This is a genomic window from Pseudomonas sp. S06B 330, from assembly GCF_002845275.2.
GTDB lineage: Bacteria > Pseudomonadota > Gammaproteobacteria > Pseudomonadales > Pseudomonadaceae > Aquipseudomonas.
The window spans coordinates 4919543-4940964 of record NZ_CP088149.1; the positions used below are offsets into that span (position 1 = coordinate 4919543).

Consider the following 21422-nt stretch of genomic DNA (forward strand, 5'->3'; position numbering starts at 1 on the left):
GTTGCCGCTGCGGGCTGCAAGCAGTAACACCAGCCCATTAAAAAGGCGCCCTGCCAAGCCGTCTTCCCCTAGTGGAGTGCGACGGACTTGCCCGGGCGCCTTCGCGACTCTCTGAGCTTAGCGCAGAAAATCAGTGCTGATGGCCACCTTCACCATGAACATGGCCATGAGCTACTTCTTCGTCGCTGGCGTCACGGATATTGACGACCTTGACCTTGAAGTTCAGGCGCTGGCCAGCCAGTGGGTGGTTGCCATCAACCGTCACGTCGTCGCCGTCCAGATCACGGATGGTAACGATCTGCATCTGGCCATCGGGCGCGGAAGCGTGGAACTGCATGCCCACTTCCAGTTGGTCAACGCCTTCGAACATGCTGCGGTTCAGGGTGCTGACCAGTTCGGCCAGGTATTCGCCGTAGGCATCTTCTGGCTCGATGGCAACTTCCAGCTCGTCACCGGCGGTTTTGCCTTCCAGGGCTTTTTCCAGGCCTGGAATGATGTTGCCTGCGCCATGCAGGTAGACCAGCGGAGCGCCGCCGGCGGAGCTGTCGATGACCTCACCAGCGTCGTTGGTCAGGGTATAGTCGATGGAGACAGCCTTTTTGGCGGCGATCAGCATGGGGCGAGACCTTTTGCATAAGAATGTAGAACGAACAAGTGTAACCAACGCATCGCCCGAAAGCGAACGCAAGCCAGACAAACGGGTTGCCGAATACTTCATCCCGGCATTTACCCGTGGCGGGTGCGCTGAGGGTGCCGATAGCGATACCCTTGGCAATTGACTCTTTTGCACAGCTCATTTCGAGAAGCTCGCATGCAGACATTTTTCATCGCGCCGACCGACTTTGGTGTCGGCCTGACCTCCATCAGCCTTGGCCTGGTCCGCACCCTTGAACGCGCCGGGCTGAAAGTCGGCTTCTTCAAGCCGATCGCGCAACCACATCCTGGCGACACCGGCCCTGAACGCTCCACTGAGCTGGTGGCCCGCACCCACGGCCTGAAACCGCCAAAACCGCTGAGCCTGGCCCATGTCGAGCGCATGCTTGGTGATGGTCAACTCGATGAGTTGCTCGAAGAAATCATCACCCTGTACCAACAGGCGTGCGTCGGCAAAGACGTGGTCGTGGTCGAAGGCATGGTCCCGACCCGTCACGCCAGTTACGCCGCGCGGGTCAACCTGCACCTAGCCAAGAGCCTGGATGCCGAAGTAATCCTGGTCTCGGCCCCGGAAAACGAAGTGCTCACCGAGCTTTCCGGCCGCGTCGAATTGCAGGCACAACTGTTTGGCGGGCCGAAAGACCCGAAAGTGCTCGGCGTGATCCTGAACAAGGTGCGTACCGACGAAAGCATGAGCGACTTCGCCGAACGCCTGAAAGAACACTCACCGCTGCTGCGCGGCGGCGACTTCCGTCTGCTCGGCTGCATCCCCTACCAGGCCGATCTCAATGCCCCGCGCACCCGCGATGTGGCTGAGCTGCTCGGCGCCCAGGTACTCAACGCCGGTGACTACGAACAGCGACGGATGAACAAAATCATCATCTGTGCCCGTACCGTGGCCAACACCGTGCCGTTGCTCAAGCCCGGTACATTGGTGGTAACCCCGGGCGACCGCGACGACATTATCCTCGCCGTGAGCCTGGCAGCGATCAACGGTGTGCCCCTTGCGGGCCTGTTGCTGACCAGCGACAGCAAGCCTGACCCGCGCATTCTTGAACTGTGCCAGGGCGCGTTGCTGGCGGGCTTGCCGATCCTTTCGGTGAGTACCGGCTCGTATGACACGGCCAACCAGCTGAACCAGCTGAACAAGGAAATTCCGATCGATGACCGCGAACGTGCGGAAATCATCACCGACTTTGTTGCCAGCTACCTCGACGCCGACTGGTTGCACCTGCGCTGTGGCACGCCACGCGAACTGCGCCTGTCGCCAGCGGTGTTTCGCTATCAATTGATCCAGCGCGCCCAGCAAGCCAACAAGCGGATCGTCCTGCCCGAAGGCGCCGAGCCATTGACCGTGCAGGCCGCTGCCATCTGTCAGGCCCGTGGCATCGCTCGCTGCGTACTGCTGGCCAAGCCTGACGACGTGCAGGCTGTTGCCCGCGCCCAAGGCATCAGCCTGCCTGAAGGCCTGGAAATCCTCGACCCGGACCTCATTCGGGAGCGTTATGTCGAGCCGATGGTCAGCCTGCGCAAAAGCAAGAGCCTCAACGCGCCGATGGCCGAGCAGCAACTGGAAGACCCGGTGGTGATCGGCACCATGATGCTGGCCCTGGACGAAGTCGATGGCCTGGTCTCCGGGCTGGTTCACTCCACTGCCAATACCATCCGTCCGGCCCTGCAGTTGATCAAGACAGCGCCGGGCTGCAGCCTGGTGTCGTCGGTATTCTTCATGCTGTTCCCCGAGCAGGTGCTGGTATACGGCGACTGCGTGATGAACCCGCACCCGACCGCCAGCGAGCTGGCGGAAATTGCCCTGCAAAGTGCCGACTCCGCCGCAGCCTTCGGCATTGCGCCACGGGTGGCGATGATCAGTTACTCCAGCGGTGATTCGGCCAGCGGCGAAGAAGTGGAGAAGGTCCGCGAAGCCACCCTGCTGGCCCAGGAAAGCCAACGTGGCCTGCAGATCGATGGCCCGTTGCAGTACGACACCGCCGCCAACCTTGAAATCGCCCGGCAACTGGCCCCCAACAGCCAGGTGGCAGGCCGTGCAACCGTGTATGTGTTCCCCGACCTGAACACTGGCAACACCACCCACAAAGCGGTGCAACGCAGCGCCGATTGCGTCAGCCTCGGGCCGATGCTTCAGGGCTTGCGCAAACCGGTCAACGACCTGCCGCGCGGCGCCCAGGTCGATGACATCGTCTACACCATTGCCCTGACCGCGATTCAGGCCAACCGCTCACTGGATAGCTGAACATGCTCGGATTTCTACCCGCGCCACTACGCGGGGTCATTGCCTCGCTGCTGCTGGGGCTCAACACCATTGTCTGCTGCACGCCGTTGTTCATTGTCAGCCTGTTCAAGCTGTGCTTGCCGTTCACCGCAGCGCAGCGCATCACCGACGAGCTGATGCGCCTTATCCATGAAGCCTGGATCAGCAATAACAACGCCTGGATCAACCTGTTGGGCAAGGCACGCTGGCAAGTCGACGGCCTGGCCGGGCTGGACTACCAGCACAGCTACTTGATCACCAGCAATCATCAGAGCTGGGTAGACATCCTGGTGCTGCAGTACGTGCTCAACCGCCGTATTCGGCCGCTGAAGTTCTTTCTCAAGCAAGTGCTGATCTGGGTGCCGGTGATTGGCCTGGCCTGGTGGGCGCTGGGCTTCCCGTTCATGAAGCGCTACTCCAAGGCCTACTTGGCCAAACACCCGGAAAAGGCCGGCAAGGACCTGGAAACCACGCGCCGCACCTGCGCCAAGTTTCGCGGTAAGCCGACGGCGATTTTCAACTTTGCCGAAGGCACCCGCTTCACCCCGGCCAAGCATCGCCAGCAGCAGTCGCCATACAAGCACCTGCTCAAACCCAAGGCGGGCGGCATTGCCTTTGTCCTCGATGCCATGGGCGAGCAGCTGCAGTCGATCATCAACGTCACCCTTCATTACCCAGAAGGTGCACCGGGGTTCTGGGACCTGCTGTGCGGACGGGTGAAACACTTCGTCGTGCAGCTTGAAGAACTGCCGATCCCGCAGGAATTCCTTGGTAAAAACTATGACCAGGATGAGGCCTATCGCCTGGCCTTTCAGCAATGGATCAACCAGCTGTGGCAAGACAAGGATGCCCTGCTCGAACGCCTGCACCACGCGCCTTCCGCCTGATTGGCGTGAGGATGCACCCAAGCGGGAAGTTTTCTTCCCCTTGGGACTGAGGCAGATCAACAGAAAATCGCCTTGCCCTCCACGAATCGCCTTCCAGCATCTATGCTCTCTCGCAGACGTTTCGCACCTGAAGCTTCTCTATATCTGCCATCACACGGAATGTAAGCCTATGAAACCGCTGCGCACCCTGACCCACGCCATTGCCCTTGCTTCGCTCATGACTGCAGCCAGTTTCTCGGTGCATGCAGAAGATATTCTGATCAGTGGCACCGCACTTGAAGATGACGTGGTAACCAAAGTCCTGGCCATCGATATGGATAAGCGCCTGGTAACGGTTGAAGGCCCCAATAACACTCAGGTACCGATCCAGCTAACTGACAAGGCCAAGGCCCTGGGTAACTTGAAAGTCGGCGACCAAGTCAATGTGCACGTCACCCGCTCCGTAGCCACTGTGCTCGACACCACTGTCGGTGGCGAACCGGGTGCCAGCAAAGAAGCCGGCGTGATCCGTGCGACCAAAGACAACCCGAACCCGGGTGGCGAAGCGTTCCGCCAGATCAAGATCACGTCGAAGATCACCAAGGTTGACCTGAAAACTCACGAGGTCACCCTGCTGCCGCCAGAAGGCCCGCAGAAGGTGGTCAAGGTTGAAGATCCGGAACTGCAAGAGAAGATGAAAAACTTGAAGGTTGGCCAGACTGTCGACATGGTCTTTACCGATGTGCTGACCATTAAGACCCAGCACTAAACAGCTCCGTAGCCGCTGCCGCCAGGCTGCGATCGGGCGTGAAACGGCCGTCATGCAGGCCCCTCTTGGTGACTGGATGACGACTGCTGCGCAGCCGATCGCAGCCTGGCGGCAGCGGCTACAGCTCAGCGCAGTATCAACTTATCCCACGGCTCTCCAGCCCATCTAGCAAGGCATCAATCAGCCCCTTGGCCAGTTCCATCGAGTGCAAGGTCGACTGGACAAAGCCTCGCCCGGGCTCGCGCACTTCAGATAGAGCGCCGCATGCACCAAAGCACCTTCGACATTGACCCCAGCACACACGGCAAATAACGGCGGATGCCCGACATCGCAGATGTCCGAAGGGGGTTTCTGTGGTTTCGAGCAGGTGGAATTCGGGTGGGTCGGGAACGATTTTTTCATGGTGAAGCTCCTTTTGAAATGGAGCCACCACCGAATCGTCGCCAAATGAATGGGTGGCGGCTGTACGCGGGTTGGCGAACCGAGACAAAAGGAAAACCCGATCGCTAATTTGTTAGCGACCCAGTGAGCCTAGTGGCGTATTTCCCCCGGAGCAATCATATGCAGGGCGACAGACTTCGTAGGGTATGTCCTAGGACCTGCGTAACACCAGTGCGGGGCAAAATCCGGGCACAAAAAAAGGGGAGCCTAGCTCCCCTTTTTCACATCGGCAGAAACTTACTGGTACTGCTGACCAGGAATCGGCTTGAGGTTGACCTCTACCCGACGGTTCTGCGCACGGCCGTTGGCGTCGCCGTTGCTGGCAATCGGCTGGTCCGGGCCCAAGCCACGGGCGCTGACGCGGCTGGCGTCGACACCTTGTGAGGTCAGGTAGCTGACCACCGACTGCGCACGACGCTGAGACAGGTCCATGTTGTGCTGGCGGCTGCCAGTGCTGTCAGTGAAGCCGACCACTTCAATGGTGTTCTGGTTGTACTGCTTGAACGAGTTGGCCAGGTTGTTCAGCGGCGAGTAGAAACTTGGGGCGATATTCGCCGAATCGGTTGCGAAGGTGATATTGCCCGGCATGATCAGCTTGATCTGATCACCTTGGCGCTGAACTTCAACACCGGTGTTGGCCATGCTGGCACGCAGCGCGGCTTCTTGTTTGTCGGCGTAGTAGCCGTAACCGGCAGCAGCGGCGCCCACAGCGGCAGCGCCGATCAGCGCACCTTTGCCACGGTTGTCGTGATCGATGGCAGCACCTGCAATCGCACCGGCCAACGCACCCAGACCGCCATACTTGGCGGTTTTGCTCATCCCGGTGGAGCCTTGTTGCGCCTGACCCTGGCTGTCGTACGGATTCTGGTTGGCGCAACCGGACATCAGTGCGGCAACGGTAGCGACGATAATCAAACGACGCATGGTGAACATTGACAAGCTCCTACTGTAATTCGAAAGTACAGGCGACCGTTTTGCGGTTCTGTGCCAGCCTTGGAGTGCAAAAGGTCAAAAAAATTCCCTGAAAAATCAGGCGCGCACAAAAGGATTCTGGCGCATCTCATCACCCAGCCGCGTATCCGGGCCATGGCCGGTGACCACCGTGGCGTCCTCATCCAGGCTGTACAGGCGCTGCTTGATCGAGCGAACGATGGTCGCTTGGTCCCCTCCCCACAAGTCTGTGCGCCCAATGCCGCGGCGAAACAGGGTGTCGCCAGCAATCAGCAGCTTGGCTTCGGCAAACCAGAAACTCATCGAGCCTGGGGTGTGCCCAGGGGTATGCAGCGCCACACCGCATCCGCAGGCCAGCTCTTCATCATCGGCCAACCAGCGGTCTGGCGACGGCACCGGGGTATAGGGTACGCCGAACATCTGGCATTGCATTTCCAGGTTGTCCCAGAGGAACTGGTCGTCTTTGTGCAGGTGCAAGGTGGCGCCGGTCTTTTCCTTCAATTGCCCGGAGGCGAGAAAGTGATCCAGGTGTGCATGGGTATGGATGATGCTCACTACCTTCAGGCCATGGGCATCCAGACGGGCCAGGATCTGCTCATGGTTACCGCCCGGATCGACGACGATGGCTTTCTTGCTGATCGGGTCGCCAATAATGGTGCAGTTGCACTGCAAAGGGCCGACGGGGAAGGTTTCTCGTATTAGCGCGGGCTTTGCGGCTTCCATGGGTGTTCCTGTAAAGTTAATGGCACATTTTTGGCACAGTGCGAAAAGTGAAGGGGGCGCACAGGGAGCATCATGGCGCAGGAGCCGTTGGCGAATTAGGCTCAGTGTAAAAATAAAGCCCGATGGTGATGCGCTGACGCGGATCAAGGCTGGATAAATCACGCTTTTCCAGATCAGCGGCAAGCCGACTGAACGCCAGCAACGTCTCCATGCCTTCACTGGCCACTGCCTCGCGTAGGGCCTCGACACTGGCCGGTGCCAGAGCGTCATAGTGCACGCTGCGTTCAAAGTAGGGCCGGCCTTCGCTGGTCAGGTTATGCACCGCAGCGCTGGCATGATCGTGCAGGTTATGGCCCAGATAGGCCGCTTTCTCATCGAAGCCCTTCTGCGGCAAAAAGGCCTGGGCTTCAAGGTGTACACAGTCCTGTTCATCAACACGCACGACGCCCAGGCGCAACCATTCGTCGAGCACCACCCGCGCGCGGATGTCCGTGCTGACCTTGGCCACCAGGGCATCAAAAGAAGCCTCGCCGCCAGCACTCGCCAGGCGTGGCAGGGCTAAGGCCTGGCCAACGCGCTTGCAGAAGGGGCGGCTGTTGGTCCAGACAGTGACCAACTGCGCCCCCAAGGTGATGTTTTCTGGCAGCGCCGCAGGCGTGGCGTCGCTGTCATGACGCAGACGCCGGACGTCTTTGCGATGCACACCGGTGAGCAAGCTGATGCGGCTGTCACTCGACGGTTTGTCGTCCAGGCGGAATTCACGATCAGCGACGTCGACGAACACGTCCTTGAGCAGATCGACGAACACCGTGTAGGTGATGCCCTTACGCAACATCAACCGCACCAATGGGCGCATGACCCGGCGCAGCGCGTTTAACAACGAGGGAGGGAGCGTGGGCGATTGCATTCAACAGGTTCCTTACCAGAGGCCCTCAGTATAGCGGCGCGGGAAAAATTCCCATGCGCTGCATGGGTGGAATCAACGCCCATACAAAACCTCGCCTTATGGGTCTTGTATGGGATTCCGTCGCTGTCATTCAGCTCCTGCCGTTATCGTCACCCGGTTCGCCGCCGACGTGGTTACCGTGGCCACCGCCGCCACCGCCATGGCCGCCGCCCCCCCCGCCATCTTTGGCGTAGGCACTGAAACTGTCGGAAATAGAATCGGGGACCAACACGATTGTGGCCGATAGCACGCCTGCTATGGCTATCGCCAATAGCGCTTTGTTGAACAGCCTATGAGGCTGCATCTTCGGTCTCCTGGTCATTTACCGCGAGAAACGTCAAATCAAGCCGGGCATTCGTTGTGTGTGTTGTTTTGTTTATTTTTCGTGGGAAATTTTCCCACATAAAAAAGTTAGTCGTCTTTCCCCGCAGCATCAAGGCGCGTCGAGAAAAGCCGACCGGTGGCTCTAAGCCAATTCGAGTGTCAGCAACACGTGGCTCCCATACCAACGCCGACACCGATATTGATCTCGCACAAAACAAGTCTCGAATTGCCGCCTAAACTTGCCGGGGTCAACACCTGCCTACGCGCGTCAGCGCAAGGAGCAGCACTACAACAACAAGAGGAAGTACCTGGATGTTTACTCCCAAGCTCAAGGCGCTGGTTTGCGCACTCACCCTTTCGGTCACCAGTTGGACTCAGGCGGCCGATCCAATCACCATCAAGTTTTCCCATGTCGTGGCTGACTCGACGCCCAAGGGGCAAGGCGCGCTGATGTTCAAGAAACTGGTAGAGGAACGCCTGCCCGGTAAGGTCAAGGTCGATGTCTACCCGAACTCATCGCTATTCGGTGACGGCAAGGAAATGGAAGCACTGCTGCTCGGGGACGTGCAGATCATCGCGCCATCGCTGGCAAAGTTCGAGCAGTACACCAAAAAGGTCCAGCTGTTTGACCTGCCCTTTCTGTTCAACGACATCAATGCCGTTAACCGCTTCCAATTGAGCCCAGCCGGACAAGGCCTGCTCAAGTCCATGGAAGACAAGAACATCACCGGCCTGGCCTATTGGCACAACGGCATGAAACAGCTGTCGGCCAACAAAGCGCTGCGCGTGCCTGCAGACGCACGCGGTCTGAAATTCCGCGTACAGGCTTCGGCCGTACTGGAAGAGCAGTTCAAGGCGGTGCGTGCCAACCCGCGCAAGATGAGCTTCGCCGAGGTTTATCAAGGCCTGCAGACCGGGGTAGTCAACGGTGCGGAGAACCCCTACTCGAACATCTACAGCCAGAAAATGCACGAGGTACAGAAGTACATCACCGAATCCAACCATGGTGTACTGGACTACATGCTGATCACCAATACCCAGTTCTGGAACGGCCTGCCGCCTGATGTGAAACCAGAGCTGGAAAAGATCATCACAGAAGTCACCCAACACGTGAACAAAGAAGCCGAGGCTCTCAACCAGGGCGACAAGGAACGCATTCTGGCGGCCAAAACGACTGAAATCATTACCCTGACACCCGAGGAGCGGGAGCAATGGCGTACGGCGATGAAGCCGGTGTGGAAAAAGTTCGAAGGTGAAATCGGCACCGACCTGATCCAGGCAGCCGAGGCGGCCAATCAGGCGCAGTAAGGCCGTAGCCAGCTGCCGCCCACAAGGTGGCAGCTGTGACCGTCAAGCATCGGAGAATTCGCATGAATGCCTTACGGCGTATCTGGGAACACTTCGAGGAGGGCTTTATCGTCTTCCTCCTGGCCGCCATGACCCTGGTGACCTTCGTCTACGTCATCCTCAACAACCTCTACACCTTGTTCTACAGCCTGGCTGAGCGCTGGGTCGGTGCCGCAGACCTGCTCAATGGCATCGGTGACCATGTAATGGACGCCGCCCAATCAATGACCTGGAGCAACGCCCTGACCAAGGCACTGTTCGGCTGGCTGATCTTTTTCGGCTTGGCCTATGGCGTACGGGTAGCCGGACACATAGGTGTCGATGCTCTGGTGAAGTTGGCGAGCAAGCCTACTCAGCGCTGGCTTGGTCTGCTTGCCTGCCTGTGTTGCCTGGGCTATGCAGGCCTGCTGAGCATCGCCAGTTTCGAGTGGATTCAAACCCTGTTCAGCGCCGGTATTGGCGCCGAGGACCTGGGCCACTTCGGCATCATGCAATGGCAGGTCGGTCTGATCGTGCCGCTGGGCTTTGCCTTGGTGTTCATCCGCTTCGCTGAGATCTTCGTGCGCATTCTCCGTCACCGTCAGACCGGCCTCGGCCTGGCCGACGAAGCGGCTGATGCCCTAAAACTGACCGAACAGGAGGACGATAAAAAATGACCATTCTCTTCCTGTTCGTCACTCTGTTCGCGCTGATGTTCATCGGCGTACCCATTGCCATTTCTTTGGGCCTCTCCGGGTCGCTGACCATCATGCTGTTCAGCCAGGACTCGGTACGCTCGCTAGCTATCAAGTTGTTCGAAACATCGGAACACTACACCCTGCTGGCGATTCCGTTCTTCCTTTTGGCCGGCGCGTTCATGACCACGGGTGGGGTGGCAAAGCGCTTGATCGATTTTGCCAACACCTGCGTGGGGCATATTCGCGGCGGGTTGGCGATTGCCGCAGTGCTGGCGTGCGTACTGTTTGCCGCGCTCTCGGGCTCCAGCCCGGCGACGGTGGCGGCAGTGGGCTCGATTGCGATTGCCGGAATGGTTCGCTCCGGTTATCCACAAGCCTTCGGCGCCGGCATCATCTGCAACGCCGGGACCTTGGGTATCCTCATTCCGCCGTCAATCGTGATGGTGGTGTACGCCGCGGCCACTGAAACGTCAGTGGGCAAGCTGTTCATGGCCGGCGTGGTACCAGGTCTGATGCTGGGTCTGATCCTTATGATCGCCATCTACATCGTGGCGGTGAAGAAGAACCTGCCCGCCCTGCCACGGGCCACCTTCAAGGAATGGCTGACGGCCGCGCGCAAGGCTGTCTGGGGCTTGCTGTTGATGGTGATAATCCTCGGCGGTATCTACAGCGGCATGTTCACGCCGACCGAGGCCGCAGCAGTGGCCGCGGTGTACTCGGCCTTCATTGCCCTGTTCGTGTATAAGGACATGAGCTTCATCGAGGCACCCAAAGTGCTGCTGGAGTCGGCCAAGCTGAGCATCATGCTGATGTTCATCATCGCCAATGCCATGCTGTTTGCCCATGTGCTGACCACCGAACAACTGCCGCAGCAGATCACCGCTTGGGTGATCGATGCCGGGCTCACACCGGTGACCTTCCTGCTGGTGGTGAACATTGTCTTGCTGATAGCCGGTGCATTCATGGAGCCTTCGGCAATCATCCTGATTCTGGCACCGATCCTGTTCCCCATTGCCATGAAGCTGGGCATCGACCCGATCCACCTGGGCATCATCATGGTGGTCAACCTGGAGATCGGCCTGATCACCCCGCCAGTGGGCTTGAACCTGTTTGTCACCTCGGCGGTGACCGGCATGCCACTAACCGCAACAGTCCGCGCAGCCATGCCGTGGTTGACGCTGCTGGTGCTGTTCCTGATCCTCGTCACCTATGTACCGTGGATCTCGTTGGTACTGCCTAATTTGTTGGGAATGTAGACAGGGGCAACGGTTGGCTCCATCGGGGGAGCCGACCGTTGTCGCCATTACGGCAAATACAACCTGAACAATCCGCCCCCCAACGCCCCGCCATTGGCAATTTCAATCCGCCCCTTGACCCCATTGCGCTCATGCAAGGCGGCAATCCGCGCCGCAAAGTACAAGCCCAGCCCGGTGCTGCCACTCCGTGCATCAATGCCCTGCACGTAGTCGTGTTGACGCTCGAGCATTCGCGCCGGAAATCCCGGACCGTCGTCGTTTATGCTCAGCAGCAGCTGATCATCTTCGTCGCTGACCGTGATCAGCAGGGTGTGCCCTGCGTAGCGGATGGCATTGTTGAGGATGTTGGCGACCACCGAGCTAACCAGCTCGCGGTCAAAAAATCCCAGGGGGCTGGCGGTCTCGATACGCCAACTGGCGAGGATGTCACGGTGTTGAAGCAGGTTCTGCTGAGCCGCCAGCTGAGCTTCGATGAAGTCGTCCAGCTCGTGGTAATCCGGGCACATGGGCAGTTGGTTGACACCCAATTTGTACAGCCCCAGCAACTGCACCAGCATGCCGTTGAGATGGGTGAATTCGTGCTCTATCACTCCTTGCTCACTGCCGCTGCGCTGGGCCTCTGGCAGGCGTGCCAGCCACTGGCCATGGGCTTGAGTCAGGGCTGACAGGGAGTTTTTCATATCGTGTACGGTGGAAGCGATCACCGTCGAGAAATCCAGCCCCTGATTGTCCTGGTTCATGCGCCAAAAGCCCGGATGTGCAGTTTGCGGTAGCGGTCGTAGCGGCTGTCGCTTTCAGGGATGCCGGCGACACAGGTCAGGCAAGCCCGGCATTCATCCATCAAGGCTGGCGGTGGCGTTTCACCGCCGATGCGCAATAAGGCCTGGGCGGTGTTGAGGGCAATGCTGATGTTCTTTGGTTGCAACGTCAGGGCACGGCGGAACAGCGCCAAGGCCTCACTGAGTTGCCCGCCCTGGTAGCTGCGCACGCCTTGACGGTTGAGGTCGACGGCTTCGGTCACCGCCCCGAGCACTGTCGGGTCGTCGGTCAGGCGCGATACGCTCTGCATGACCTTGGGGTCATCACCGTAGGTTTCCACGCAGTTTTTCAAAATCGAGGTGCCGGCCGACTCCTGGCCGAGTTTCTGCAATTGGCTGGCGACCACCAACGCCGCTTCCACCGAGAAAAATTGCTCCATCTTGTCCAGGCGGGCCATGGCTTGCTCGGTCAGCTTGGCGGCAGTTTCGGCGTCGCCGGCTTGTTGCAGGCTGGCGGCCTTCATCAACCGCGCCCGAACCTGCAGCCCCTGGTCTTCGACGTTTTCCTTGGCAACCTCACTGAGCACGGTGTTGATCTCGACCCGAGTGCGCGCATCCAGACCATTGCCGGTGTTCTTGCTCATCAATGCCTGGACCAGACCGAGGTTGCTCTCAGGGTCCTTGTAACGAGAACTCTGCCCCTGGTTGACCGCATGCCGATAGGCCTTGGAAGAGGTGTCGTAGTCATCGTTGTTCAGCGCCAGCTTACCCAGCATCATCTGCCGACGCACCGCCAGCGGTGACAAGCGCACCGCCTCTTCCAGCACGCCCTGGGCCCGCTTGTTTTCCCCCAGAGCAACCAACACTTCGGCCAACCCGTCGTACAGCCCTGGCATCAGCGGAAACGCCTTAAGGGCCTGTTCATACACACCTTGGGCCTGGGAAAACTGATTGCGTTTGTACAACAGGCTGCCCAGCGCCGCATACGCCCACGGGGTAGCGCGGCTAGAAATAATGGTGGTGAGGAATTTTTCCAGTTCGTCGTAACGATTGAGATCACGCAGGGCATCAGCGCGATAGCGTAAGCACAACGGCGCAAAGCGTGGGTCCTTCTTGCACAGCTCGGCGCAGGCCGCCAGCACCTCGGCCGGGCGACCACGGTCCAGGGCTTGCAGGATCGGCTTGAGCAGGGTTTTGCGTTGCACCAGCTTTTCCAGGCGCTGGGCCAGGCCGATACGGTTGAACGGCTTGGTCAGGTAGGCATCGGGCTCATGCTCCAGGGCACTGAGGACAATGGCCTGACTGGTTTCAGCGGTCACCATGAGAAACACACACTCATGGCTGATCAACTTGTCGAGGATCAGGTCTTCGAGCACCTGCTGGCCGTTCTTCTTGCCATCGCCGAGGTGAAAGTCCTGAAGGATGAAGTCATAGCGCTTCTGCGCGCACATGCGCAGAGCCTGCTCACCACTGTCGGCGGTATCGACATCACGCACTCCCAACTCGCGCAACATGGAGCGAGCGGAACTGCGGAAATCGGAGAAATCATCAACGATCAGAAAACTTTTTTGGCTGTAGACCTGCATCCACGAAATCCGACATGGCAAGTAAAAAAAAGGATGCACAGACCTCAATAAGCACAGCCTGGCTTCGCAGATAAATCTGGCGCGACCTCAGCGTCGACACCTGGTGTTGATAACAAACGCTATGCACAGGCTGTAGCGGCGAGCCGGAACTGGTTGTCACCACTGCGCTTGGCTTCATACATGGCAAGGTCGGCAAGGTGAATCAAGGTATCCATGCTCGCAGCATGATCCGGGTAGATCGCCACGCCCAAGCTGGTGCCTATTTGCAACAACTCACCGGAAATGATCATCGCAAAGGCCTGCGATTCGATCACATTGCTGCAGATCAGCTGTATTTCTTCCTCCAGTTCCAGACCGGGTGAGAACCCTTCAAGGGTCAGGACGAACTCGTCACCACCAATCCTCGCCACTGTGTCGGCCGTACGCAGCATTTGCTTGAGCCTCTTGGCGGTAAACATCAGCACCTGATCGCCGATGGCGTGGCCATTGCAGACCACCAATCCGGGCGAAGTACTGGCTGCGCTTGTAACGCTCGATATCTTCCGGGCGCACAGGACTTGCCAGACCATCCACAGGCTGGCCAGCGTATAGCTGCCGTTCAAGGTCTCGTCCGCGCAGCAACGCACGTACCCACAAGATCGAGAGGATGACCAGGCCGATCCAGAGCACGACGATGTACAGCATATGCGTCATGGTGAGGCGCCTAGAAATGATAGCAAATGGCTATCATCTTCGATCCTCTACCGGTCGTAAAGCCTGTCGTCGGTTACCGCTCACTGCACCGCTTGGCAGCTCAGCTCTGCACCGAACCACTTCACCTTGGCTTCGCCCTGGTGCTCCCAAAACTCAACACCTTCGGCGCCATACTTGCTGCCACTGGCCGCAGGTTGGGCCATGGCGATGGTCTGATCATCGCCATAGGTAAGCACTACCGCCTGCGGTTCCAGCTGGGTGTAGAAGACTGCAGTGAACGGCTTGCTGCTGTCATCGCAGTCAAATTCAACAGCTGCTGGCACTTGAACAGCACCTGACTGAATATGCAGTTTGACCATGCGCACCTGGTATTGCTCAAGGATACAAGCATCGACATCGCTGGCTTTCCAGCACTCATCGCGACCCTTGATCCAGCCACGTTGCGTGGCCTTGAGCTGCTTTTGGGTATCACTATCGGCTTGCCCAAGGGTACGCTTGTACAGCGCGGCAAGGTCGCGGTCGAGCTTGCTCAGCTGTGGGCTCTGGCACACCTTGAGTGCCACGCCCTCAGCGTTGTCACACGAAAACGACGGCCCCTGCGCCGCTAACGCAGCAACTGTGGATAACAGGCAGGTCGCCAGCACCAGGGTGCGTGCACGGAACATGGACAAGGCCTCCAGCGGAAAATACCTGCCAGAGAGTACAGCAGAAATTCACCCTGACGCGGCAAAACCGCTGCTCAGGCCAGTAACCCCAAGGCCTTTGCCCGGGCAACTGCCTGAGTTCGGCGTTCGACGCCCAGCTTGCTGTTGATATGGCTGGCGTGGGTCTTGACCGTATGCAGTGAAATAAACAGCCGTTCACTGATCTCCTGATTGGAGCAACCTTGGGCAATCAGTTCCAACACCGCCTTCTCCCGGGTGCTCAAGGTTTCACTGCCCGCGCTGGCAACGTCCACGCTTTCACTGACGGGCAACAACGCCAGCAGGCTGGTCTGAATTGGGCTGGCGGGTTGCATCAGCAGCTGTTCGCGCAGCCACACAGGGTGGTCCTGCAACAACCGCTGAAACGGTTGCAAGGCGCCACCGCGTGCCGCCTCCAGGCTCAACTTGAGTAAATCACGCGCCTGCACCGGGCTGTTGTTGGCCAACAGCAAGCCAGTCCATTGGCACAGTGCGATGACACACAGCAGCTGACCGCCGCTTGCCTGCCCACGCTCCACCAGCGCTTGCAGACGCTGCCCGGCCTGTTCCAGGCGTCCTTGAGTCCGTTCGAGCAAGGCTTGTTGCAACTCGATATGCAACGGTAGCAAGGGATGGAACTCCGGCGCTGCAGCCGCCTTCTTGCCACCATAGGTCTGCCCCAGGCGCAATAGCCAGGACTCCGCCAGGTCGGTGCGCCCCTGCGCCAACCACAGTTCACATTTGACCAAGGTAATCATGGCCAGATAGAAAACCGGCGGCACATCCCAGATGTGCATCAGCCGCTCGGCCTCGGCCAGTTCGCTGAAGGCCTCGGTAAAGCGCCCTTCGCGGCCATCGAGCGAAGCGATGACACAATGGCCGATCAGCACACTGATATCGCGGCAAGCTCGCGCCTCGACCAGGCCGGCGCGCAGGCGGCTACGCCCGGCCTCCCCTTGCAGGCGCGTAGCCAGTAGATAACCCTCGTACAAGGTCAGGCGCGCACGTGCCGCGTACAGGCGTTGCGCCGATAGCCCTTGCAAACGCTGTAACCCCTGACGCACTTCTTCCAGGGCGCGCAGCACTTCGCCACGGGCATGGAGCACCCGGGCGCGGTCGTAATGCGCCAGCGCTTCGAACAGCGGATTGCCCACGCGCTGCGCCAGCTCCAGGGCCTCGCGATTCCAGTTGCGTGCACGCGGGAAGTCAGCGTCGGCAATGGCCAGGTTGGACAAGGTCGACAAACACACCAGACGTTGGCCGTAGCGTTTTTGCGGCAGGCTGCGCAGCGCTTCGCCACAGCACGCCAAGGTACGCTCGCGATCGCCACGGCCACGGGCAATCACGCCGCTCAAGGCTAGCCATTGCGCCAGCATGGATTTTTGCGCCGTCGCCGATGGCGCTGGCAGGAAATGGCTCAAGTGACTGGCCAGCTCTTCGGCGGCGTCGAGTTGACCAGCCAGACCCAAGGCCCAGCTGTAAAGCACAATCAGGCGTGGAGTGCTGATCAGCAGGCTATCGGGCAGGTCCATTTTCCAACGTAGCAACATGCCGACATTCTGCTCGGCCAGCAGCTGCTCTTCAGAAAGGTTCTGTACCAGGTTGGCGGCGACATCCAGATGCCCTGCACGCAACGCCTGCTCCACGGCCTCGTCGAGCAAGCCTTGACCATGGAACCAGCGACAAGCACGCAAGTGCAGGCTCGACAGCGGCAAACTGGGCTGTCGGCTGCGCAACAGGTCGGAAAAAAGATGGTGATAGCGGTACCAGCGTCCGTTCTCGTCTAACGGCACCAGAAAGACCTGATGCGCCTGTAGATAACGGATGATTTCAGCACTGTCGTGGCTATCTCGCAGGGCATCGCACAATTCGCTGCAGAAACGCTCCTGACAGGCAGTGTCATTGAGGAAGGCCTGGACCTCCGCTGGAAGGATGTCGATCACTTCTTCGAGCAGGTAGTCACGGATTAGCCCTTCGCCACCATGCAACGCCTGCGGCAAGGCACTGTCGACCCCCGACTCGCTGGCGGCCAGTTGCCAGAAGCGCAGCCCGGCAATCCAGCCGTCACTGCGTTGTATCAGGTTGTCCAGGGCCTGGCCGCGCAAGCTGGTTGATTGTTGGCCCAACACCGCCAACGACTCGTCGGGGGTCAAGCGCAGGTCCTGCTCGTTGAGCTCAAGCAATTGCCGCGACAGGCGCAGCCGCGCCAAGTGCCAGTCCGGGCGCAAACGGCTGGTAACCAGAAGCACCAAGCCCGGTGGCAGGTGGTTGAGAAAAAATTGCAGACAACGATCAAGAACCGGTCCTTGCGCCAGATGGTAGTCATCGAGCACCAGTAACAACGGATTGTGTGGCTGCAGATGGTGAGCCAACTCATCAAGCAGGCCATCAAGCCATTCTTCGAAGGCAAAGGGCTGATGGCGCTGGCGCATCTTCAACAGGCCCAAGGCCTGGTTGCCCAGCGCCGGGCAATACTGTTGCAGCCCCTCAAGCAAGCGCTCAAGAAAGCGCCCCGGATCATTGTCACGCCGGCTCAAGCCCAACCACAGGCTGCTCCAGTGATTGGGTAAGCTCTGACAGAACTCCACCGCCAGGGAACTCTTGCCAAACCCTGCAGGTGCGTTGACCAGCAACAAGCGCCCGCCCAGCCCAGATTGCAGCCGTTGACACAAACGCGCCCGCGGCACGTGCCCTTCAGGCAGTGGCGGACGATAGAAGCGTCCTTCCAGGACGCTCATGGCCTGGCTGGCGAACCCTTGCGTACGGGACAGATCAGTCATGGCCGGCTCGTTTTAGTTAGGGAATCTTCGGCAGTACGGATCAGGGCAGACTAGCGGTTAAACACGCACATTTGAAGATGATTGCCGCCCTTTGCAGAAAAAAGACTAAAACAAAAAGCAACAGATCCACGCCTGACAGACCACACAAACAGAAACGCCCCGGCAAGCCGGGGCGTTCTGGGAGATCACACGGAGGTTTGAAGCTTAGCGCACACCTTCCTGGCGAAGCGCTGCGGGCTGGAAATCAGCCTTTGAGGCGGTGAAACCAAAGTCGTAGGCTTTTTTCTCCTCGTTTTTCATGCCCAGTGCCAAATAGCGACCCGACTGCAGGTCGTAGATGGCTTCCAGGGTGTACCACGGCACCTGGACGTTGTAGTAGTCCTGGGAGTGGGCCTCGGAAACACGCCACAATTGATTGCGACCGTCGTATTGATCGATCACTGCTGCTTGCCAGGTGTCTTCATCAATGTAGAAATCACGCTTGGCATAGATGTGGCGCTGGCCCGGTTTCAAGGTCGCAACCACATGCCAGACACGGCGCAGCTCATAGCGGCTCAAGTCCTGATTGATGTGTCCGGCCTTGATAATGTCGGCGTACTTGAGTGTCGGTGAGTCGAGTTTGTAGCTGTTGGAGGCGATGTACAGCTCTTTCTTGCCTTCCAGCTTCCAGTCGTAGCGGTCCGGTGCGCCATTGAACATATCCAGGTTATCGGACGTTCGCAGACCGTCAGCGGCGGTACCCGGGCCGTCGTAGGAGACTTGTGGCGCGGCACGTACACGGCGCTGACCGGCATTATAGACCCATGCCTTACGCGGTTCTTTGACCTGGTCGAGGGTCTCATGGACCAGCAGCACTGTGCCGGCCAGGCGCGCCGGCGCCGTCACATTCTGCTTGAAGTAGAACAGCACATTACCTGGCTCGGCCGGATTGTAATCCTTGACTTTGTCACGGAAGACAAATTGATCCTTGAAATACACCAGGCTGTAAGAGCCATTGGTTTGTGGCGTGGCCTGGGTTACCAGTCGGGTCACGCTGCCGCCGCGATAGCGAGTGATGTGGTTCCAGATGACCTCGACACCGCTCTTGGGAATCGGAAACGGTATGGCGGTATCGAAGTTTTCCAGGCCGTTGCCGCCGCCTACCAGATTGGTACTGGTAGCGTTTTTCTTGATCGCGGCAAACACGGCGTCAGGCACGGTAGCGCCACGGTGAGTCGGGTACACCGGGAGCTTGTAGCTGTCCGGGTAACGTTTGAGCATCGCGATCTGGCCTGGGGACAGTTTGTCCTTGTACTGGTCAACGTTCTGCGCGGTGATGGTGTACAACGGCTTCTCGCCCGCATACGGGTCGGCCAGGAAGCCTTTGGCGTCAACCGCACCAGCATTGGTCGCCAGCGGCTTCCAGGCGCTGATTGAACCATCGGCGTTACCGGCTTTTTCCGCACCCATCGGCGTCAGGCTGGTGCCGAGCTTGGCCGCTTCATCGGCAGACACTGCCGCCATGACGCTGGTGGCCAGCAGCGACAGGCCCAACACACCGGCTTGCAGCAGATTCTTGGTCATTTTCATATTCATGCTCATCCTGAATCCGTGTGCTTAGAAGTTCACGCCGAAGCTGAGGGCAATGAAGTCGCGATCATCCACGGTGGTGTACTTGCCATCGAAGAAGTTGGTGTACGACAGGCTGGTGGTGTAGGTGTTCTGGTACTCGGCGTCCAGGCCCAGGCTGACCGCCTTGCGCCCTTCTTCGAAGTTGCCGCCAGGGCCTGGGGAGTAACCGGAAACGTCATGCGACCAGGCCACGTTGGGCTTGAGGTTGACCCCGGCAAACACGTCGTTGTAGTCCCAGATGGCGCGAGCGCGGTAGCCCCAGGAGGTACTGGTGGTGAAACCATCGTTTTCGCATTTGCGCGAGGCGTTGGCCGACGAGGCATTGTTGCCAGCACCCGTGATGGTCCGCCCGTTGAGGAACTCACAGGTATTCGCCGGGCCGGTAGGCTCCAGCGGCCCTGGGCCGTAGACCGGGTCACGGCCATAACGCATCTTGTGCGCACTCTCCAAACCACCGATGTGAGTAACGCCGACTTCACCCACTACGGTCAGGCGGCTAGCACCCATTACCTGGTCGAAGAAGTGCGTAAAGGTCGTTTGCAGCTGAGTGATTTCCTTACGGGTGTAGCCGTGCTGGTCTTGACCTGGAACACCTTTGAGCAGCGAAGCATTACCCAACCCCGGGATTGGCGTCACACCGGAGTAGAGAATATCGGTGGTATTGAGCTGAACCGGCGCGTTCGGCCGGTAGCTGAGTTCACCGCTCCACGCGGTACCGGTAGGCAAGGTAGTGGAGAAGCTCAAACCGTACAGACGGATATCTTCCGGGTACTCAACGAAGTACTTCGAGTTACCGGCAACAATCAGCGGCGCCAGTGGCTGTAGCTGCGGCGGCAGGTTCTGCAAGCCGGCATAAACCGAAGGATCAGCACCCGTGGCACTGAAAATCGGCGCACGACTGTGGTAATTCATGAAGTACGCGCCGAACTCAGTATCCAGTGGCTCGAACATGTAGCGAAACGCTACGCCGAATTGACCACTGTCACGCGCATCGCGATCTGCGCCACGGTCGACCTTCACACCCTCTTCGTTGATGTCGACACCCTGGCTAGCCAGAAAACCCAGTGCTTGTGGCGGCAGGCTGCGGCTGCTGTTAAGCAAACGCAAGTTGTCGGTACAACCGTCGGCGATAACGTCCGGTTGGGAGAAGAACGTGCCGCAGTTGTCGACGACGGTCTGGTCCCATTCGATCTGGTAGAACGCTTCGGCCGAGAGGTTGTCGGTCAGGCTCTGCGACACATAGAACATGTTGACCGGAATCAGGCCTTCCTTGATCTCGGCCCCAGGACGGCGGAACGCGGCCACGTCGATCGGGTTGATCGAGTTGATACCACCGCCGATGAAGGTACTTTCACCCCAGCTCACTACCTGCTTGCCCAAGCGCACCGAGCCTGGCTGATCGGCAATCGAGTAGTTATGGTAGACGAAGGCATCGAGAATCTGCCCACCGGCGGACTTGGCGCCTTCTTTGCGGTTGGAGTCACTGATGTCCTTGAACTCACGGTGTTCATCCTTGAGTTCGAAGTCGTACCAGTACTTGCCACGCACGAATACACCGGTGTCGCCGTACTTGAGCTCCAGGTCATGGATGCCTTTGAAGATTTTCGAGAAGGTTTCACCGCGCTTGAAGTTCAGGTGGCCGTCATCGGAGGTCTGCGACAAACCTTTGCCGCCGTTGTTGACGCCAATCAGGTTCTCGTTCGGCTTGGCCGTTGACCAGCTGGCGCCCACAGACAGCGACGAGTCAAACGAGCCTTCGATTTCACCGATGTTGAAACTGACGCCGAATGCAGGACCGGCGAGCGTAGAAGCGAGGCTGACGGCCAATGGCAGTTTCGCCCGGCGCCAGAACAGATTTGCTGATGTCATCGACGCTACTCCATGTACTTTCTTTATTTTTATGGCAGTGAGTCCTTTGCAGAAACGCCTTGTTCGACGGGTGTGAGCGCACCTGAATCGTCAAACAAGTGGCTAGGCACAAATCTGTGCAGCCCCCCATTCCTGAAAACCCCCTGACCCGACTATAGCCAGCAGGTAGTGGTGCTAGATCCCTCTAAAGTGTGATTTGCATCGCTGACCCTCTGC

General features: G+C 58.9%; 18 protein-coding genes and 2 pseudogenes. 7 read left to right on the forward strand and 13 right to left on the reverse strand.

Features of this window, described 5'->3' with window-relative positions; translation table 11 throughout:
• Positions 1 to 130 precede the first annotated feature (130 nt).
• A complete protein-coding gene (locus CX511_RS22135) occupies positions 131 to 616 on the reverse strand; it encodes an FKBP-type peptidyl-prolyl cis-trans isomerase (protein WP_045188120.1) in 486 nt (161 codons plus the stop codon).
• On the opposite strand from CX511_RS22135, the pseudogene CX511_RS22140 reads away from it, so the two are divergent.
• The 4 genes and pseudogenes from CX511_RS22140 to CX511_RS22155 form a co-directional block, all read left to right on the forward strand.
• Positions 585 to 701, forward strand: a pseudogene (locus tag CX511_RS22140) (DUF3565 domain-containing protein); the annotation flags it as partial. The gene CX511_RS22135 and the pseudogene CX511_RS22140 sit on opposite strands and share 32 nt — an antisense overlap.
• 110 nt (positions 702 to 811) lie before the next feature.
• Positions 812 to 2908, forward strand: a complete 2097-nt coding sequence (gene pta, locus CX511_RS22145; protein ID WP_045188118.1) for a phosphate acetyltransferase — start codon at positions 812 to 814, stop codon at positions 2906 to 2908.
• A gap of 2 nt (positions 2909 to 2910) precedes the next feature.
• Positions 2911 to 3813 carry a 1-acylglycerol-3-phosphate O-acyltransferase, YihG family gene (gene yihG, locus CX511_RS22150; RefSeq protein WP_045188116.1) on the forward strand — a complete coding sequence of 301 codons (903 nt, stop codon included), beginning with the start codon at positions 2911 to 2913 and terminating at the stop codon, positions 3811 to 3813.
• A 169-nt stretch (positions 3814 to 3982) separates the two neighbouring features.
• Complete coding sequence (locus CX511_RS22155) at positions 3983 to 4561, forward strand: hypothetical protein (RefSeq protein WP_045188114.1); 579 nt, start codon at positions 3983 to 3985, stop codon at positions 4559 to 4561.
• Between the two features lie 678 nt (positions 4562 to 5239).
• Here CX511_RS22155 and CX511_RS22165 read toward each other — a convergent pair.
• The 4 genes from CX511_RS22165 to CX511_RS22180 form a co-directional block, all read right to left on the reverse strand.
• A complete protein-coding gene (locus CX511_RS22165; protein ID WP_045188111.1) occupies positions 5240 to 5935 on the reverse strand; it encodes a YiaD family glycine zipper/OmpA-like lipoprotein in 696 nt (231 codons plus the stop codon).
• 96 nt (positions 5936 to 6031) lie between these two features.
• On the reverse strand, positions 6032 to 6676 hold the full coding sequence (locus CX511_RS22170) for an MBL fold metallo-hydrolase (RefSeq protein WP_045188109.1): 645 nt from the start codon (positions 6674 to 6676) through the stop codon (positions 6032 to 6034).
• A 70-nt stretch (positions 6677 to 6746) separates the two neighbouring features.
• Positions 6747 to 7583: a DUF6502 family protein gene (locus tag CX511_RS22175; RefSeq protein ID WP_101292438.1), complete on the reverse strand. Its 837-nt coding sequence runs from the start codon at positions 7581 to 7583 to the stop codon at positions 6747 to 6749.
• Between the two features lie 130 nt (positions 7584 to 7713).
• Positions 7714 to 7926, reverse strand: coding sequence for a hypothetical protein (locus tag CX511_RS22180; protein WP_101292436.1), 213 nt, complete (start codon positions 7924 to 7926; stop codon positions 7714 to 7716).
• A gap of 332 nt (positions 7927 to 8258) precedes the next feature.
• Here CX511_RS22180 and dctP point away from each other — a divergent pair, with 332 nt between their 5' ends.
• The 3 genes from dctP to dctM all read left to right on the forward strand — a co-directional run bounded on the left by dctP (position 8259) and on the right by dctM (position 11226).
• Positions 8259 to 9254, forward strand: coding sequence for a C4-dicarboxylate TRAP substrate-binding protein DctP (gene dctP, locus CX511_RS22185; RefSeq protein ID WP_101292434.1), 996 nt, complete (start codon positions 8259 to 8261; stop codon positions 9252 to 9254).
• Positions 9255 to 9316: 62 nt separating this feature from the next.
• Complete coding sequence (locus tag CX511_RS22190) at positions 9317 to 9949, forward strand: TRAP transporter small permease (protein ID WP_101292432.1); 633 nt, start codon at positions 9317 to 9319, stop codon at positions 9947 to 9949.
• Positions 9946 to 11226, forward strand: a complete 1281-nt coding sequence (gene dctM, locus CX511_RS22195) for a C4-dicarboxylate TRAP transporter large permease protein DctM (protein ID WP_101292430.1) — start codon at positions 9946 to 9948, stop codon at positions 11224 to 11226. The genes CX511_RS22190 and dctM overlap by 4 nt, the downstream gene beginning before the upstream one ends.
• Before the next feature lie 47 nt (positions 11227 to 11273).
• On the opposite strand, the gene CX511_RS22200 is transcribed toward dctM, so the two are convergent.
• The 8 genes and pseudogenes from CX511_RS22200 to CX511_RS22235 form a co-directional block, all read right to left on the reverse strand.
• Positions 11274 to 11966: a sensor histidine kinase gene (locus tag CX511_RS22200; protein ID WP_101292428.1), complete on the reverse strand. Its 693-nt coding sequence runs from the start codon at positions 11964 to 11966 to the stop codon at positions 11274 to 11276.
• Positions 11963 to 13570, reverse strand: a complete 1608-nt coding sequence (locus CX511_RS22205; protein ID WP_045188101.1) for a tetratricopeptide repeat-containing response regulator — start codon at positions 13568 to 13570, stop codon at positions 11963 to 11965. The genes CX511_RS22200 and CX511_RS22205 overlap by 4 nt, the downstream gene beginning before the upstream one ends.
• A 119-nt stretch (positions 13571 to 13689) precedes the next feature.
• Positions 13690 to 14055: pseudogene (locus CX511_RS22210) on the reverse strand (GGDEF domain-containing protein); the annotation flags it as partial.
• A complete protein-coding gene (locus CX511_RS22215; RefSeq protein ID WP_231353349.1) occupies positions 13961 to 14263 on the reverse strand; it encodes a hypothetical protein in 303 nt (100 codons plus the stop codon). The pseudogene CX511_RS22210 and the gene CX511_RS22215, both read right to left, overlap by 95 nt.
• 80 nt (positions 14264 to 14343) lie before the next feature.
• Positions 14344 to 14928, reverse strand: a complete 585-nt coding sequence (locus tag CX511_RS22220) for an MliC family protein (RefSeq protein ID WP_101292426.1) — start codon at positions 14926 to 14928, stop codon at positions 14344 to 14346.
• Positions 14929 to 15002: 74 nt separating this feature from the next.
• On the reverse strand, positions 15003 to 17726 hold the full coding sequence (locus CX511_RS22225) for a winged helix-turn-helix domain-containing protein (RefSeq protein ID WP_101292424.1): 2724 nt from the start codon (positions 17724 to 17726) through the stop codon (positions 15003 to 15005).
• Between the two features lie 204 nt (positions 17727 to 17930).
• Complete coding sequence (locus CX511_RS22230; RefSeq protein ID WP_045188093.1) at positions 17931 to 19295, reverse strand: DUF1329 domain-containing protein; 1365 nt, start codon at positions 19293 to 19295, stop codon at positions 17931 to 17933.
• Between the two features lie 27 nt (positions 19296 to 19322).
• A complete protein-coding gene (locus CX511_RS22235) occupies positions 19323 to 21206 on the reverse strand; it encodes a DUF1302 domain-containing protein (protein WP_045188091.1) in 1884 nt (627 codons plus the stop codon).
• Positions 21207 to 21422 lie beyond the last annotated feature (216 nt).